The sequence below is a fragment of the Cupriavidus sp. UGS-1 genome (genome assembly GCF_021213615.1).
Taxonomy (GTDB): Bacteria; Pseudomonadota; Gammaproteobacteria; order Burkholderiales; family Burkholderiaceae; genus Cupriavidus.
On record NZ_JAJQJF010000015.1, the window covers coordinates 57433 to 72993 of the forward strand.

Below are 15561 nucleotides of genomic sequence, written 5' to 3' on the forward strand. Positions count from 1 at the left end.
GGCGGATTCTCGCCCCGGCGGCGCCCGAGCCGGGGCGCCCTAAAAACCAACAAAATTACTCGGATTTGCCGGCTCCGCCCTTGAAAAGGTGCCGGCCGGCCACACTTCGGCCTCAGGTTGAGTTGAGGCCGCGCGGATAGCGATGGCTCAAGAGGAGAGAATAAATGGGTAAGATCATCGGTATCGACCTCGGTACCACCAACAGCTGCGTCTCGATCATGGAGGGCAACACCCCCAAGGTGATCGAGAACTCGGAAGGGGCGCGTACCACCCCCTCGGTCATCGCCTACATGGAAGACGGCGAGATCCTGGTCGGCGCCCCCGCCAAGCGCCAGGCAGTGACCAATCCCCGCAACACCCTGTACGCCGTCAAACGGCTGATCGGCCGCAAGTTCGAAGAGAAGGAAGTCCAGAAGGACATCGGGCTGATGCCGTACTCGATCGTCAAGGCCGACAACGGCGACGCCTGGGTGTCGGTCCGCGACCAGAAGCTGGCCCCGCCGCAAGTCTCGGCCGAAGTGCTGCGCAAGATGAAGAAGACCGCCGAGGACTACCTCGGCGAGCCGGTGACCGAAGCGGTCATCACCGTGCCGGCGTACTTCAACGACGCCCAGCGCCAGGCCACCAAGGACGCGGGCCGCATTGCCGGCCTGGAAGTCAAGCGCATCATCAACGAGCCGACCGCGGCCGCGCTGGCCTTCGGCATGGACAAGAACGAGAAGGGCGACCGCAAGATCGCGGTGTATGACCTCGGCGGCGGTACCTTCGACATCTCGATCATCGAGATCGCGGACGTCGACGGCGAGAAGCAGTTCGAAGTGCTGTCGACCAACGGCGACACCTTCCTCGGTGGCGAGGACTTCGACCAGCGCCTGATCGACTACATCATCGGCGAGTTCAAGAAGGAGCAGGGCGTCGACCTGTCCAAGGACGTGCTCGCGCTGCAGCGCCTGAAGGAAGCCGCCGAAAAGGCCAAGATCGAACTGTCGAGCTCGCAGCAGACCGAAATCAATCTGCCGTACATCACGGCCGATGCCTCGGGCCCGAAGCACTTGAACCTGAAGATCACCCGCGCCAAGTTCGAAGCGCTGGTCGAGGAACTGATCACCCGCACCATCGAACCGTGCCGCATCGCGATCAAGGACGCGGGCGTCAAGGTCAGCGACATCGACGACGTGATCCTGGTCGGCGGCATGACCCGCATGCCGAAGGTGCAGGAGCAGGTGCGCGAGTTCTTCGGCCGCGACGCGCGCAAGGACGTGAACCCGGATGAAGCCGTGGCGGTTGGCGCGGCGATCCAGGGCTCGGTGCTGTCCGGCGATCGCAAAGACGTGCTGCTGCTCGACGTGACCCCGCTGTCGCTGGGCATCGAGACGCTGGGCGGCGTGATGACCAAGATGATCAGCAAGAACACCACGATCCCGACCAAGCATGCGCAGGTGTTCTCGACGGCCGACGACAACCAGCCGGCGGTGACGATCAAGGTCTACCAGGGTGAGCGCGAGATGGCCAGCGGCAACAAGCTGCTGGGCGAGTTCAACCTGGAAGGCATCGCTCCGGCGCCGCGCGGCATGCCGCAGATCGAGGTGTCGTTCGACATCGACGCCAACGGCATCCTGCACGTCGGCGCCAAGGACAAGGCGACCGGCAAGGAAAACCGGATCACGATCAAGGCCAACTCGGGTCTGTCGGAAGAAGAAATCCAGCGCATGGTCAAGGACGCCGAGGCCAATGCCGAGGAAGACCGCAAGGCCCGCGAACTGGCCGATGCGCGCAACCAGGCCGATGCGCTGGTGCACTCGACCCGCAAGGCGCTGACCGAGTACGGCGACAAGCTGGAGTCGGGCGAGAAGGAAAAGATCGAGGCTGCGATCAAGGAACTGGAAGACGCCGCACGCGGCGGCGACAAGACCGAGATCGACGCCAAGGTCGCGGCGCTGTCCGAAGTCAGCCAGAAGCTGGGCGAGAAGGTCTACGCCGACATGCAGGCCAAGGCGGGCGAATCCGGCGCCGCCGGTGCGGGTGCCGGCGCTGGCGCGGCCGGCGGTGCGCACGACGCGCAGCCGCAGGACGACAACGTCGTGGATGCCGAGTTCAAGGAAGTCAACGACAAGAAGTAATGCGACGGACATGGGATGGCGCGGGCCTTGCGCCGGCGCCATGCCAGTCCCGACGCCGGGCGGCGGATATCGGACCAAGCGCGGACCTGCGGGCCGGCGCCGTCGGATTTCCCCGCTCGGCTTTTTGCTATTCGTCGACCGGCGCGCATGTGCGCGCGGGTCGGCCAATCAGGGTTTGAGCCACCATGGCAAAACGTGACTACTACGAAGTGCTCGGGGTGGGCAAGAACGCGAGCGACGACGACATCAAGAAGGCGTATCGCAAGCTCGCGATGAAGTACCACCCGGACCGCAATCCGGACAGCAAGGATGCGGAGGAGAAATTCAAGGAGGCCAAGGAGGCCTACGAGATGCTCTCCGACCCCGAAAAGAAGGCGGCCTACGACCAGTACGGCCACGCGGGCGTGGACCCGAACATGGCGGGCGGCTTCGGCGGTGCCCAGGGCTACGGCGGCTTCGCCGAGGCCTTCGGCGATATCTTCGGCGACATCTTTGGCCAGGCAGCCGGCGGCCGGCAACGCGGCGGTCCGCAGGTCTATCGCGGCGCCGACCTGCGCTACAGCATGGAGATCACGCTCGAGCAGGCCGCGCACGGCCACGAGGCGCAGATCCGCGTACCGCACTGGGACGACTGCGATCACTGCCACGGCAACGGCGCCGAGCCGGGCTCGCACGTCGAGACCTGCCCCACTTGTAAAGGCATCGGCCAGGTCCGCGTGTCGCAGGGCTTCTTCACGATGCAGCAGACTTGCCCGAAGTGCCACGGCACCGGCAAGTACATCCCCAAGCCGTGCGTCAAATGCCACGGCCAGGGCAAGATCAAGACGCAGAAGACCCTCGAGGTCAAGATCCCGGCCGGCATCGACGAAGGCATGCGGATCCGCTCGACCGGCAACGGCGAACCCGGCATCAACGGCGGCCCTCCGGGCGACCTCTATGTCGAGGTCCATATCAAGCCGCACCCGGTGTTCGAACGCGACGGCGACGATCTGCACTGCCAGATGCCGATCTCGTACGCCACCGCCGCGCTGGGCGGCGACCTCGAAGTGCCGACGCTGAACGGCAAGGCCAGCTTCCCGGTCCCTGAAGGCACCCAGACCGGCCGCACCTTCCGCCTGCGCGGCAAGGGCATCAAGGGCGTCCGCTCCGGCACGCCGGGCGACCTCTACGTGCACGTCAACGTCGAGACGCCGGTCAAGCTGACCGAAGCCCAGAAGGAACTGCTGCGCCAATTCGACCGCTCGGTCCACGAAGGCGGCTCGCGGCATAGTCCACAGGAGCAGTCTTGGTTGGATAAGGTCAAGAGTTTTTTTAGTTGAAGCTTGCTTCCCCGCGGTCGGCGGGGAGCGGCAAAAAAGTCAGCCGCGCCCTTTGTTGGGCGCGGCTTTTTTCTTGTACGTGAATCGTTATGTTCTAGCTACCTGTGCTGGGCAGTCATACGACATTGCATAGGAGCTCGGCGCAAGTGCGATTCGGCTTGGACCGGTTACCTCCCGCTTCTGCTTTCTTGGGCTCTGGCGGTATCCAGTCGATCCGCTTCGGCTCTACGAAGTGGAAACGCTCAAGATCGTGCCGCCAGGTGACGGCCGGGTCGTAGCCCGGTTCGACGACGTGGAAGATGTCATGGAAGGCTTCTTCCGCGAATTGATAGTCTTCGAACAGCTCCGGGTTGCCCAGCGATATCCCGCGTGTTTCCGCCGCCACGAGGCGCAGCTTGTAGTGATTTGTCGATAGATAGTGGAAAGGACTCTTCTCCAGGTTCGCGCACATCAACGGGATATTTTTGCTGAAGCGTTCGCGAAGGTACCAACCGCCCTTCGCCAATAGTTCTCCCTCGTCACAGTAGAAGTGGTCGTCGAGTGGCGGAGCGGGGGGCACGACTGGCAGGCCCGGAAAATGACGTTGCAGAAAGCGCCCTTTCGGACCAGGACCGTATAACAGATCGAAGTCCTCTATCTCGATGACACCATTGAATAGCCCGGCGACGAGCACGAGATCCAGCCTGGAATTGGTCAAAGGCAGCCTTTCAGCATTCGCTGCCGGAATGCCTAACGCTACCAGGTGGTGGGGCTTTATCCCTTTGGGATGATCGGAATCTCTACGGATATGTTGCAAGAACAGATCCAGTGTATCGAAGAATGTTTTCCGACTGATCTTGTCGGCGGCATACGCCGACGCAAGCAACATGATGGCGGGGATACCAAGATGGTAAATGTGTGCGCCATGCACCGATAGCTTGTGTGATTTCAGTACCTTCACCATTGTCACCGCGCTCATTGAAGCGCTAGCCGCCTGGTCTACGCTGTTCGTCGCTGCCGTCGAATGGCTGCGCAAGGACATGGCGAACTGCTGCAATGGTGCCATGTCGGATAGCGGCGTATCGGAAGACGGTGTCTCGGTGCAAACGCGTGAAATGAAGGCCGATGCCCGGCGTGCATGCTCTACAGGATTAATGACCGTGAAGGGTGTCGACCGATTGGCTGAACTGGAGGGGTTGAGCTTTGTCATGGTGCGGTTCCTGGGTGGGATTAGGACCCCGATGCGGATCGAGCGTAAGCGAGCAATGTGCGCTTTATGCATCGACACGATCGGACGCATGGGCTTGTCATCGAGCGGCTCAGAAAACGGATTCGGTGCCGGTCTGCTCCTTGCCCGATGTGTCTGTCTCCTCCGGATTCCTCTGAGTGGACGTAGCAAGGCGAGCGCTAAACCAGAGGAGCTCTGAGGATAGCGACACCGATCGTGCTGTGGTGAGCAGTGCACTGCCATGGACGCCATTCTGCGTATCGAGATGGTCTCCGGCATAAACGCCAAACCCACCGAGTTCGTAATGATCATCCGTGCTGAGCAAGATCCAGCATTGCCGTGCCAGCTCGTAACGACTGCCCACGTGACTATAGGGGCCTTTCGTGCTTTCCAGCCCTTTCGATAGCGCTGTGAGTGCATTGAGTTCCGCCAGCTTGCTCTCTTTCAAATGCCGACGGACCATATAGCTCTGATTCGAATGACGCGCGTGCAGGCGTAGATATTGAAGTCGTTCATCGAGTGACCAACGTTCGAGCGGCTTAAGTGGGGCGTTGCATTGATCCCAGTGCCGCCGTACAGCCGGGGTATTCAGATGGGCGATTAGATCGTCGACATTCCGAAAGACGATATCCCAGGCAAACGACGACTGCGTGATGCCGTCCCGCGTTTCCCGCCGCATGAAATGGTGAACGCCGCGCTCACAAAAGGTCGCGATCACGCCTGCCATCGGGCCCGTGCTCAATCCACTGGTCAGGTGGTGGGTCATTTTTGCCGGCAAGACCGTCGCAAGAAGGCGTATCGCGGCGGAGTATCGAGATCCGGTACCGATACCCTGCACGTCCAGCCGTGTGGACCCTGTGAGGTCGGTGCGGCTCTGATGGTGCAGACGATCCGTTTCCTTGGCCAGGCGTGCATTGACAGCGATCTCGACAGAGCCGCCAATCAGACTGGCGCCGACGCCGGTCGAGATCCCGGCGGCCACACTAGTATCTGCAGTTCGATTCTCGAACACGTTCAATGCAAGTGCGCCGCGCAGCAACGGCTGGAAGCACTGCAAGCACAACTCCTGTAGCGCGCGCTGAGGCATTTGTGCGGCCGCATTGACTGCCTGAACCTTGGCCTTGGCCAACTTTTGGGCCAAGCGTTGGCCGAAGATGACGTCGATGGCTTGCTGGCCCGTCTTTACCCAATCGCGCGAGTCTGGTGTGGGCGGTGTGCGAATGGCGATGCCGAACTCGAAGGCATAGCCATTAGCGTGGTGCGCGTCGAGGCCGATCCGCAGTGCCACCGGCGTGTTGACGGAGATACCCGCACCCGCCTGGCCAATTTCGCTCTGAGCTTCGCTTACCGTCATTGTCTCTCCGCCAACCGAGCTGCCGCTGATGCCGAAGGTCTGTGTGCGCGCTGCGCTGTGTTCGTGCGAGATCGACAAACCGATCGAAGGTGCTGGTCCCGTCAGCACGATGGCCGGGCCCATGTCGATCCCGATCGAGCCGCCCATACCTGCGGTTTGCGTTACGCTGCCCGACGCGCCGGCGCCCAGATTGGCGTCGAAGAGATGCCTGGCGATGCGCCGGTAGTCCTCACGGCTTCGCGGCGATTCCGGCAGTGAGACACTGGCATCGACCTTGTCCCGACCCAACCGGATCATTGCTACGACGTCGCGATGTTGTTGAAAGCGACGACCTATCTCGCGTAGCTCAGCAGGCTGTGCATTTGCCGGTGATCCCGCCGGCTCTCGTGCCGCTGTTGACTCCGCAGGCACTATGCCCGCTTCGACCGCCCACGCTTTAATCAACTCGAGATCGATATGCGTGATTCTGCCAAGTTCCTCCTGAAATGCTGGGCGATGCGATTCCAGCCCGGGAAGCTCGACTAGATCAGCGATCACCGCTTCTCGGAGCACGTTGGTGACCGTATAGGCATGCATGCGTATACCTAGCTCAGTACAGGATACCCATTGAGTCAGGAGGTTGGCACGCACGAGGTTGACGAGTCCTCGCTTGGTATGACCGGTGTCTTCTTCCATGCGGCCGGGCCATGCGGGACGAAGGCGATCGAGCTCGATTTCGGGATATCGGGATTGAATCTCTTCAACCTGATCTGCGACTTCCCGCAGTGCCATTCTGCTGCTGGGGACACCCAATTCGCGGGAAAGTCGCTCAAAATCAGTAGCAGAAAAAGGCTGAATGCCCCCATCGATATCGATTATGCGCGCGGCATTATCCAGTCGGCTTATGACGTTTTCGAACTGCGCGTCGACTTCCGCTTCAGACTCTCGCGCTAGACCAAGCCTCCTGATCTCATCTCGCAAGAGCAGGGCATCTCGCAATAGCGCCTCATGTCTCCGCAATGGCACGCCTGCAACCATTTTCATGTGCAGCACTAACAGTCGAGTCATGCGGCCGAACGCCGCCTGATGATCCTCGCTTTGCTGTGTCACGGTCCTGCGCGTTGCACCTCGTGTCAACGGGTGGCCTAGGACAAACGCAAGCGGGGATTCGTCGGGTATGAGACGACCGACCAAGCCGGTATCAGGGGCCACGTCGTCGTGGGGAAGCCACTCCACGATCAACTTGTTGAGAAGCCGCTGAAACTGTGCGAGCAGGCCGTCGTCCAAATCATCACGGAAGCCATTCCGCCATAACGCCAGCGCCATCGCTTCGTCCTTGTCCAGCGGTAGCGCCAGCAACGAGCCGGTCTCGACCCGATGCCTTGCTGCCTGGCGTTGCGCCTTCAGCCAGGCCGAATCCGCGTGCTCGCGGACCGTCAACAATTTGACGGCCGCCAATAGCGCGCGATAGGCGAGCCGATTGGCGCGGGGGTGATTGGCTTGCATAAGCATGGCGGCCGCATATTCGGCGGCCCTGAGTGGATGGCCGGTCAGGGCACGCAGTGCATTTCGCGCATCCACCACGCTTCCAATGATCGCGCCCCTTTTGGGCGAATCCGCTGCTTCGAACTGGTTCTCGCTGGCGGCAATCAGGTGATCGCACGATTGAAAATAGATTCTCAGCGCGGCATGCCACTGGTGCACGGCTTCCGCTGGCAAGTCAGGCGGCGACCCGATGAGGCCGCACAATACCTGGAAGCCCAGTTCGCATCTCGCCAGCCGGCGCGCTGCCTGCCAGCATTGGACGACCGGCTCTCCGCCACTATTCAGCTGATGCCACGGTGTGCGCAACATGTCGAGCAGGGCGATTGCTTGCTGGGGCGAACGCCGCAGAGGCTGCAAGTCGTCGGAGATGTCGGTCGAAATGGCGTTGCCGAGCAGCAGTAGTATTGCTCGGCGCACCAGGGGCGAGCTATCGGCAGGGATTGACGCGCTGGAAGATCGACGTGCGGTTGCTTCCAACGCGGCGAACAGGCTGGCGAAGGCAGTCGGGTCTGCGTCGGCGTGGTCGAATGCGGCCATCAACTCCGCTTCGCATGCCGCATCATCAAGGGGCCGGGGCGGCGCGGCATCGTGACTGCCCTGTGCTGCTTGGGGAACGAGTCGGCAAGCAGCGTTGTCGCGCCACACGCGATCACGATCGCTCAGCGGTCTGGAGGCTGTGGGAACTGCAATTTCACGTGCTCGCCGCGGGCAATGATTCGCGAGATGGTCGTGCACATAGTCAGATTCGCTTTCCGTGGTCCGGTGGCCAGGGACATCGATCGTGATGGACGGCGTAGCCATCAAGGGCGGTCCTTTCGCATTCTCCTGCCCATCCGGAAACCGCAACCAGCTTTCAACGGTTTTACCGATCCGGTAGGACCGGCTTCCTACGCCGCGGAGCTGAAAAAAATCCGCAACGCGGTGAGTGAAAAACTCCTTGATGGCCTGAATGAATCGCGCCGCGGGCGTCAGGTCTTCGATATCGAGACGGCAGACCTGAATGCCGAACTGATGAGTCCTGATTACCAGGTATTCGTGACCCTCGACCTGTACATTGAGGCAGCCGATATCGCCTTCGCGAACCCGGAGTATCCGTTCCTTCTTCGACCTTGGGATGGTGGCCAGGTCCTCGAGGCGCCCACACTGGATGAATGAGGTGCTGTCTCCCATTTCTCCCTCGTAGCGGTTTCAGTCCCGTGCGGCATGCACGGGTGGCGGTCCCGTTTTTTGCGTCATCTCTGCGGATGGCATGGCGGCAACGATCCGCGCATTGCAGGGAGGCCGCTATAAAAAACGGTGGAGACTTGTTTTTGCCGGTAACGACGAAGGGAACCGCCGTGCGCAAAGGCAAGCCGACGCGGTGCCGCGCGGTGCTTTTTGCAAGGAATTGGCGCGAAGATCGGGTCGCGGGCGATAATGTCGGCTCTCCCCAAGGTCTGCCCCGTCACCGCGCCCGTGGTGTTCTCTCTGCCCCTGCTGCCCGATGTTGCCGTTGTCTCCTAGCCCAGGCTCTTCCGTTTCCTCCGCCTTGCCTCGGGTCGACGAAGGAGGCCCCTTCGTACTGCTCGACGACGCCACTGACCCGATGGCGATGTGCCGGCTCTATACCGACTTCATGCGGATGGATGTCGTGCCGGCGGGTGCACTGCAAGAGCTGGAGCCAAGGCTCCGAGAGGGATGGAAGTTGGGATGGCATGCCTGCCTGTTTGCGCCGTACGAATTCGGCGCGCCGCTGGTTCGAGTGCCGACACTCGCAAAGCCCAGTGCCGACAATCCGTTCGCCGACGGCGCGATGCGCGTCGTGTGGTTTGCCTCGAAAACGGTGCGCGAGGCGGCGGCCGTGCAACGCTGGCTGGAAGCGCAATCCGGCCCTGGCAGGCTCGCCGGTGCGATGCAGATCCGCTCGGACATCGATGGCGAAGAATTTCACGCGGCCATCGCGCGCATCCATGAATGGATCGAGGCCGGCGACACTTACCAGGTCAATTTCACGCAGCGCCTGCGCTTCGAGGTGTTTGGCGATCCGATCGCCTTCTATCGGGACCTGCGGCGCGCGCAGCCGGTGCCCTACGGCGCGCTGGCTCGGCTGCCCGGCGATCACTGGGTGCTGTCGCTATCGCCTGAGCTGTTCTTCCGTCACGACGGTGGCGGCCGTCTGATGACCCGGCCGATGAAGGGCACCGCCTTGCGGAGCGGCGATGCGAAGCGCGATGCCGAAGCCGCTGCCGCACTGGCGGCCGACGCCAAGAACCGGGCCGAAAACGTGATGATCGTGGACCTGCTGCGCAACGATCTCGGCAGGATCGCTCAGCCGGGCACGGTGCAAGTACCGGAGCGCTTCGCCGTGCAGCCATTCGGGCAAGTGTTGCAAATGACCTCGACCGTCACCGCCACCGCGCGCGCCGGAACGACGCTTGACGGTCTGCTAGACGCGCTGTTTCCTTGCGGCTCGATCACCGGTGCGCCGAAGCGCCGGACCATGGAAATCATCGCCGAGCTGGAGCGTGCGCCGCGCGGACTCTATACCGGGTCGATCGGCTGGCTCGATGCGCCGGAGCCGGGCGAGACGCTGGGACGGGCGGCCTTGTCCGTGGCGATCCGCACGCTGGTGCTCGGTCCACGCCGCGACGACGGCTTGCGCGCCGGCGAAATGGGCGTGGGCAGCGGCATCGTGCACGACAGCGTCGCCGCCGACGAATACGCGGAGTGCGGCTGGAAGGCGCGCTTTCTGACGGGTCACGATCCCGGCTTCACGCTGATCGAGACGATGCGGGTCGAGCAGGGCCGTTGCCTGCGGCTCGATGCGCACGTTGCCCGGTTACGGGCCTCTGCGGCGTGTCTTGGTTTTCACTTCGACGAGGAAGAGGCGCGCGATGCGATGACGAAAGCGGCGGCGGCCCTGGCACAAGGCCCCGCACGTCTGCGAGTCACGCTGGACAAGGCCGGAACGTTGCAAATGACAAGCGGCGCGCTGGTCCCGCTGCAGCCAGGGCCGGTCGGCCTGATCGTCGCCGGCACCGCCTTGCCGGTCGCCGACCCCTTGCGCCGGCACAAGACCAGCGCGCGCGAAACGTTCGATGCCGGCTGGCGCGAGGCGGAGCGCGTCGGCGCCTTCGACAGCCTGTTCTTCAACACGCGCGGCGAACTGCTGGAAGGAGGACGCAGCTCGGTATTCGTTCGCGTCGACGGCCGCTGGCTGACGCCGCCGCTGGCGGCGGACATCCTGCCGGGCGTAATGCGGGACGCGGTGTTGCGCGATGGCGAGGCCTATCTGGGCGGCCCGGTCAAGGAGAGCCCGATCACCCGCGAGATGTTGCTGGATGCCGACGACCTCGCGATCGCCAATTCGTTGCGCGGCGTACTGCTCGCCACGCTGATGCCCTGACGATGTCCTAGCGGTGGTGGGTGTCCAGCCGCCCGTCGGTCAGTTTCCAGCGCACCACGCCGGGCAGATTGATCAGGTCGCGGTCGTGGCAGATCATCACCACGGTGCGGCCCTCGGCGGCGAGTTCGCGCACCAGCGCGATCACCTGTTCGCGCGCGTGGCCATCCAGGTTGGAGGTCGGCTCGTCGAGCAGCAGCAGGTCGGGCTCCAGCACCTTGGCGCGGGCCAGTGCGACCCGCTGGATCTCGCCGCCGGACAGGCGCTCCGGCGCGGTGTCCTGGACATGCGTGATGCCGGCCCAGCCGAGCGCGGCGCCGACACGCCGGGCGACTTCGTCGGCCGGCAGTCCGCGGGCATGCAGTCCGTAGGCGATGTTCTCGCGCACCGAGGTGCGGAACAGGTACGGATGCTGATGCATGTAGGCGATGCGCTGGCGCAGCGCCGGCGGCAGCGGGTCCAGCGCGGCGCTGCACGGCTTGCCGTCCGCGCCGGTCCAGTCGACGGTGGCGCCCGGCGCCCGTTCGAGGCCGGCGATCATCCGCAGCAGCGTGGTCTTGCCTGCACCGTTGACGCCGGTCAGCACCACCGCGGTTGCGCGCGGAAAGGCCAGCGCGTCGATATCGAACAGCGCCCGCGCTCCGATGCGGCGGCGCAGCCCGCGCACCACCAGCAGCGGCGGTGCCAGCGCATCCGTAGCGGGGCGGTTCAGTTCCGGTTCCGGTGCATTCATCGGCGAAATCCTCCGGCGCCCTGCAGCCACGCCAGCAGCACGTTGACCAGCAGGGCCAGCGCCACCAGCACGATGCCCAGCGCGATGCCTTGGGCGAACTCCCCCTTGCTCGTTTCCAGGGCGATCGCGGTGGTGATGGTGCGGGTCGAGCCTTCGATATTGCCACCGATCATCAGCGCCGAGCCGACCTCGGCGATCACGCGGCCGAAGCCGGCGACCACGGCCGCCATCAGGCCGAAGCGCAGCTCGCGCAGCACCGTAAAGAAGGTACGCCAGGCGCCAGCGCCCAGCACCCAGGCGGTTTCGCGCAGCCGCGCGTCGGCGCCTTGCAGCGTCGACAGCGCGAACGCCAGCACCACCGGAAAGCCGATCACGGCCTGGCCGATCACCATGCCGGTCGGCGTGAACAGCAGCCCGAGGCTGCCGAGCGGCCCCTGGCGCGTCAGCAGCAGATAGAGAATCAGGCCAACCAGCACGGTCGGAAACGACAGGAAGGCCTGCGCCAGCACCACTACCAGCCGCCGGCCGGGAAAGTCATGGGTGGCGATCAGGTAGGCGGCACCGACCGCGGGCACGGTGGCGATCGCCAGCCCGGCGAGGGCGATCTTCAGCGATGTCCAGACGATCTCCCACAGCGCGGGATCGCCGCCGGCCAGCAGGGCAAAGGCGGTCGCGGTGGCCGCGCCGATCTCCATCGGGCGGCGTCAGGCCGTGAAGGTGTGTTCGGGCGCAGGGAAGCTGCCGTCCTTGACCGCCGCGATATAGGCGCGGATCGCGGCCTCGATCGAGGTCTGGCCTTCCATGAAGTTGCGCACGAACTTGGCCTTGCGGCCCGGATAGATGTTCAGCATGTCCTGCAGCACCAGCACCTGGCCCGAGCAGTCCACGCCGGCGCCGATGCCGATGGTCGGGATCTCCAGCTGGCTGGTCACGGTGGCGGCCAGCGCGGCCGGCACCGCTTCCATCACGATCAGCTGGGCGCCCGCGCTCTGCAAGGCCTCGGCGTCGCGGCGCAGCTGGGCCGCGCTGGCGTCGGTCTTGCCCTGTACCTTGAAGCCGCCGAAGGCATGCACGGACTGCGGCGTCAGCCCGATATGCGCGCACACCGGAATGCTGCGCTCGACCAGGAAGCGAACGGTCGGCGCCAGCCACTCGCCGCCTTCGAGCTTGACCATCTGCGCGCCGGCGCGCATCAGCGTCGCGGCGCTGGCGAAGGCCTGCTCGGGCGTGCCGTAGGTGCCGAACGGCAGGTCGCTGACCACCAGCGCGGTCTGGTTGCCGCGCGCCACGCATTCGGTGTGGTACGCCATCTGTTCGAGCGTGACGGGCAGCGTGGTCTGCTGGCCCTGCATCACGTTGCCCAGCGAATCGCCGATCAGGATCACCTCGACGCCGCAGTGGTCGAGCAGCGCGGCGAAGCTCGAGTCGTAGGCGGTCAGCATCACGATCTTTTCGCCGGCGGCGCGCATCGCCTGCAGCTTGGGGATGGTGATGGACTTGCGGGAGGGTTCCAGGAGATAGCTCATCGATGTGCCTCGGAGGTCCGCTTGCCGGCGCCCGCGACGGGCGGCGCGTTCAGCTGCGGAAGATGAAATAGACGGCACCGACCATGCACAGCGCCGCCCACACGTAGTCCCACTTGAAGCTCTGCTGCATGTACAGCAGCGAGAACGGCACGAACACCGTCAGCGTGATCGCTTCCTGCAGGATCTTCAGTTGCGCCAGCGAGATGCCGTGCTGGAAGCCGATCCGGTTGGCCGGCACCTGCAGCATGTACTCGAACAGCGCGATACCCCAGCTGACGATGGCCGCGATATACCAGGGGCGGCTGCTCAAATCCTTCAGGTGGCCGTACCACGCGAAGGTCATGAACACATTGGACAGCGTCAGCAGGCCCGTGGTCAGGAGGAACGGAGAGATTCCGCTTGGCGCGTACATTGGCAGAAGGAGACCTTGTCGATGCGCTGGCCCGCGACCGCGGGCAGATGGTCGGCGGCGCGGCCCAGGCCCGGAATCACCAGGTCGGGTTCGAGTTCGAGCAGCGGCACCAGCGTGAACGCGCGCGCCGCCACGCGCGGATGCGGCACGGTCAGCTGCGCGCCATCATGCATTTCGTCGCCGAACACCAGCAGGTCCAGGTCCAGCGTGCGCGGTGCATTGCGGAAGGGCCGCTCGCGGCCGAACTGGTCCTCGATATGGTGGCAGATGACCAGCAGCTGGGCGGCGGTGAAGCTGGTCTCCAGCTTGACCACCGCGTTGTAGTAATCGTCGCCGCCGGCATCGACCGGCGCGCTGCGGTACAGCGAGGATCGCGCCACGATGCGGATGCCGACCTGCTGCGCCAGGCAGACGATGGCGTCCTTGACGGCTTGTTTTGCGTCGCCCAGGTTGGCGCCGATGCCGATGAAGGCCAGTGTCATTCGGTTTCCTCCGGCTGGCCGCGCCTGCCGCCTTGCTGCTCGGCTGCCGCGTCCATCTCATCCCGGGGGGAAACTTTATCCGATTTCCGTGCCGGCCGCCGACGGCGCTTCTTGCGCGCGGGACCTTCGCTGCCGGCGGTGCCGGAGGCGCGTGCCGCTTCGATCAGATTCTCGCGGCCTTCCGAATCGGCGTTCTGGAAGTCCTGCCACCAAGTGGCCAGTTCGGCCGGCATTTCGCCGGCCTCGCAGCGCAGCTGCAGGAAGTCGAAGCCGGCGCGAAAGCGCGGCGACTCCAGCAGCCGGAACGGCATGCGGCCGACGCGCTTCTCGAAACGCGGCTGCATGCCCCAGATGTCGCGCATGTCGGTGACGAAGCGGCGCTGGATCGCCAGCTGGCCGGTCTGGCGCTCGAGCACATCATCCATCGCCGCATTGAGCGCCGCGATCGGGTGCTCGCCGCCCTCGCGCAGCGACTTCCAGCGCTGCAGCACGTGGTGCCACAGCAGCGCGGCGAACAGGAAGCCGGGGGAGACCGGCTTGCCGGCCTGCACGCGGCGGTCGGTATTGTCCAGCGCCAGCTGCACGAAGCGCTGGCCCAGCGGCTGCTCGATCGCGACATCGAGCAGCGGCAGCAGGCCCTTGTGCAGGCCGGCCTTGCGCAGCTCCTGCAGCGAGGCCCAGGCATGGCCGGACATCAGCAGCTTGAGCATCTCGTCGAACAGGCGCGCGCTCGGCACGTTGTGGATCAGCGAGGCGAGGTCGGCGATCGGCTGGCGCGTGGCCTCGTCGATGTCGAAGCCGGTCTTGGCGGCGAACCGCACCACGCGCAGCATCCGCACCGGGTCCTCGCGGTAGCGGGTGACCGGGTCGCCGATCATCCGCAGCGTGCGCGCCCGCATGTCCTCCATGCCGTGGTGGTAGTCGTGCACGGTCTGCTCGGCTGGGTCGTAGTACATCGCATTGATGGTGAAGTCGCGCCGTTCGGCGTCCTCCGCCTGCGAGCCCCAGACGTTGTCGCGCAGCACCCGGCCGGATGCGTCGATCGCATGGGTCTTGTTGTCCAGTTCGGCGCGCTTGAGCCGGCGGCCCTCGGGCAGCGTTTCGCTAGCCACCGCGTCGACCAGCGCGCGGAAGGTCGACACCTCGATGATTTCCTGCTCGCGTCCGCCGTAGAAGGTCACGTGCACGATCTGGAAGCGCCGGCCGATGATGCGCGAGCGGCGGAACAGCGCCTGCACCTGCTCGGGCGTGGCGTTGGTCGCCACGTCGAAGTCCTTGGGCTTGATGCCGAGCAGCAGGTCGCGCACGGCGCCGCCGACGATGAAGGCCTGGTAGCCGGCCTGCTGCAGCGTGCTGGTGACCTTGACCGCGTTGCGCGACAGCAGCGTGGGATCGATCTGGTGCTCGTCGGCGGTGATGATGCGCGGCGTGTGGGCGCGGCCGAGGCGTCGCTGCTTGGGCCCGGGCTTGCCCAGCAGCCGATTGATAAGCTTCTTGATCAC

At 64.4% G+C, this 15561-nt stretch carries 11 protein-coding genes; 3 read left to right on the forward strand and 8 right to left on the reverse strand.

What is annotated here, in order from left to right; genetic code table 11:
• Positions 1–164 precede the first annotated feature (164 nt).
• Both dnaK and dnaJ read left to right on the forward strand, forming a co-directional pair.
• A complete protein-coding gene (gene dnaK / locus LRR16_RS18385; protein ID WP_006575624.1) occupies positions 165–2120 on the forward strand; it encodes a molecular chaperone DnaK in 1956 nt (651 codons plus the stop codon).
• Between the two features lie 185 nt (positions 2121–2305).
• Complete coding sequence (gene dnaJ, locus LRR16_RS18390) at positions 2306–3439, forward strand: molecular chaperone DnaJ (RefSeq protein WP_006575623.1); 1134 nt, start codon at positions 2306–2308, stop codon at positions 3437–3439.
• Positions 3440–3554: 115 nt separating this feature from the next.
• Here the strand turns inward: dnaJ and LRR16_RS18395 are convergent, their stop codons facing one another.
• Together LRR16_RS18395 and LRR16_RS18400 are read right to left on the reverse strand one after the other, a co-directional pair.
• Positions 3555–4628, reverse strand: coding sequence for a hypothetical protein (locus tag LRR16_RS18395; RefSeq protein ID WP_232206771.1), 1074 nt, complete (start codon positions 4626–4628; stop codon positions 3555–3557).
• Positions 4629–4737: 109 nt separating this feature from the next.
• Positions 4738–8694 (reverse strand): hypothetical protein, encoded by a 3957-nt coding sequence (locus tag LRR16_RS18400; protein WP_232206772.1) that lies wholly within the window; start codon positions 8692–8694, stop codon positions 4738–4740.
• Positions 8695–9007: 313 nt separating this feature from the next.
• Here LRR16_RS18400 and pabB point away from each other — a divergent pair, with 313 nt between their 5' ends.
• Complete coding sequence (gene pabB / locus LRR16_RS18405) at positions 9008–10909, forward strand: aminodeoxychorismate synthase component I (protein ID WP_370646850.1); 1902 nt, start codon at positions 9008–9010, stop codon at positions 10907–10909.
• A 7-nt stretch (positions 10910–10916) separates the two neighbouring features.
• On the opposite strand, the gene LRR16_RS18410 is transcribed toward pabB, so the two are convergent.
• The 6 genes from LRR16_RS18410 to pcnB are packed head-to-tail and all read right to left on the reverse strand — an operon-like array spanning position 10917 to position 15561.
• Positions 10917–11639: an energy-coupling factor ABC transporter ATP-binding protein gene (locus LRR16_RS18410; RefSeq protein ID WP_232206773.1), complete on the reverse strand. Its 723-nt coding sequence runs from the start codon at positions 11637–11639 to the stop codon at positions 10917–10919.
• Positions 11636–12334: an ABC transporter permease gene (locus LRR16_RS18415; RefSeq protein ID WP_023263954.1), complete on the reverse strand. Its 699-nt coding sequence runs from the start codon at positions 12332–12334 to the stop codon at positions 11636–11638. The genes LRR16_RS18410 and LRR16_RS18415 overlap by 4 nt, the downstream gene beginning before the upstream one ends.
• Before the next feature lie 9 nt (positions 12335–12343).
• Positions 12344–13165 carry a 3-methyl-2-oxobutanoate hydroxymethyltransferase gene (gene panB, locus LRR16_RS18420; protein ID WP_232206774.1) on the reverse strand — a complete coding sequence of 274 codons (822 nt, stop codon included), beginning with the start codon at positions 13163–13165 and terminating at the stop codon, positions 12344–12346.
• Positions 13166–13214: 49 nt separating this feature from the next.
• Positions 13215–13577: a DMT family protein gene (locus LRR16_RS18425; RefSeq protein WP_006578922.1), complete on the reverse strand. Its 363-nt coding sequence runs from the start codon at positions 13575–13577 to the stop codon at positions 13215–13217.
• Positions 13541–14059 carry a 2-amino-4-hydroxy-6-hydroxymethyldihydropteridine diphosphokinase gene (gene folK, locus LRR16_RS18430; protein WP_006578921.1) on the reverse strand — a complete coding sequence of 173 codons (519 nt, stop codon included), beginning with the start codon at positions 14057–14059 and terminating at the stop codon, positions 13541–13543. Before folK ends, LRR16_RS18425 begins: the two co-directional genes overlap by 37 nt.
• The gene (gene pcnB / locus LRR16_RS18435; protein ID WP_064576516.1) at positions 14056–15561 is read right to left on the reverse strand and encodes a polynucleotide adenylyltransferase PcnB; all 1506 of its coding nucleotides are present in this window, start codon (positions 15559–15561) and stop codon (positions 14056–14058) included. Before pcnB ends, folK begins: the two co-directional genes overlap by 4 nt.

Bases quoted from the DNA above. Each gene is read 5' to 3' on its own strand.
- LRR16_RS18410 (WP_232206773.1), bottom strand. From the start codon at position 11,639: ATGAATGCACCGGAACCGGAACTGAACCGCCCCGCTACGGATGCGCTG.
- panB (WP_232206774.1), bottom strand. From the start codon at position 13,165: ATGAGCTATCTCCTGGAACCCTCCCGCAAGTCCATCACCATCCCCAAG.
- LRR16_RS18400 (WP_232206772.1), bottom strand. From the start codon at position 8,694: ATGGGAGACAGCACCTCATTCATCCAGTGTGGGCGCCTCGAGGACCTG.
- dnaJ (WP_006575623.1), top strand. From the start codon at position 2,306: ATGGCAAAACGTGACTACTACGAAGTGCTCGGGGTGGGCAAGAACGCG.
- pabB (WP_370646850.1), top strand. From the start codon at position 9,008: ATGTTGCCGTTGTCTCCTAGCCCAGGCTCTTCCGTTTCCTCCGCCTTG.
- LRR16_RS18395 (WP_232206771.1), bottom strand. From the start codon at position 4,628: ATGACAAAGCTCAACCCCTCCAGTTCAGCCAATCGGTCGACACCCTTC.
- folK (WP_006578921.1), bottom strand. From the start codon at position 14,059: ATGACACTGGCCTTCATCGGCATCGGCGCCAACCTGGGCGACGCAAAA.
- LRR16_RS18425 (WP_006578922.1), bottom strand. From the start codon at position 13,577: ATGTACGCGCCAAGCGGAATCTCTCCGTTCCTCCTGACCACGGGCCTG.
- LRR16_RS18415 (WP_023263954.1), bottom strand. From the start codon at position 12,334: ATGGAGATCGGCGCGGCCACCGCGACCGCCTTTGCCCTGCTGGCCGGC.
- dnaK (WP_006575624.1), top strand. From the start codon at position 165: ATGGGTAAGATCATCGGTATCGACCTCGGTACCACCAACAGCTGCGTC.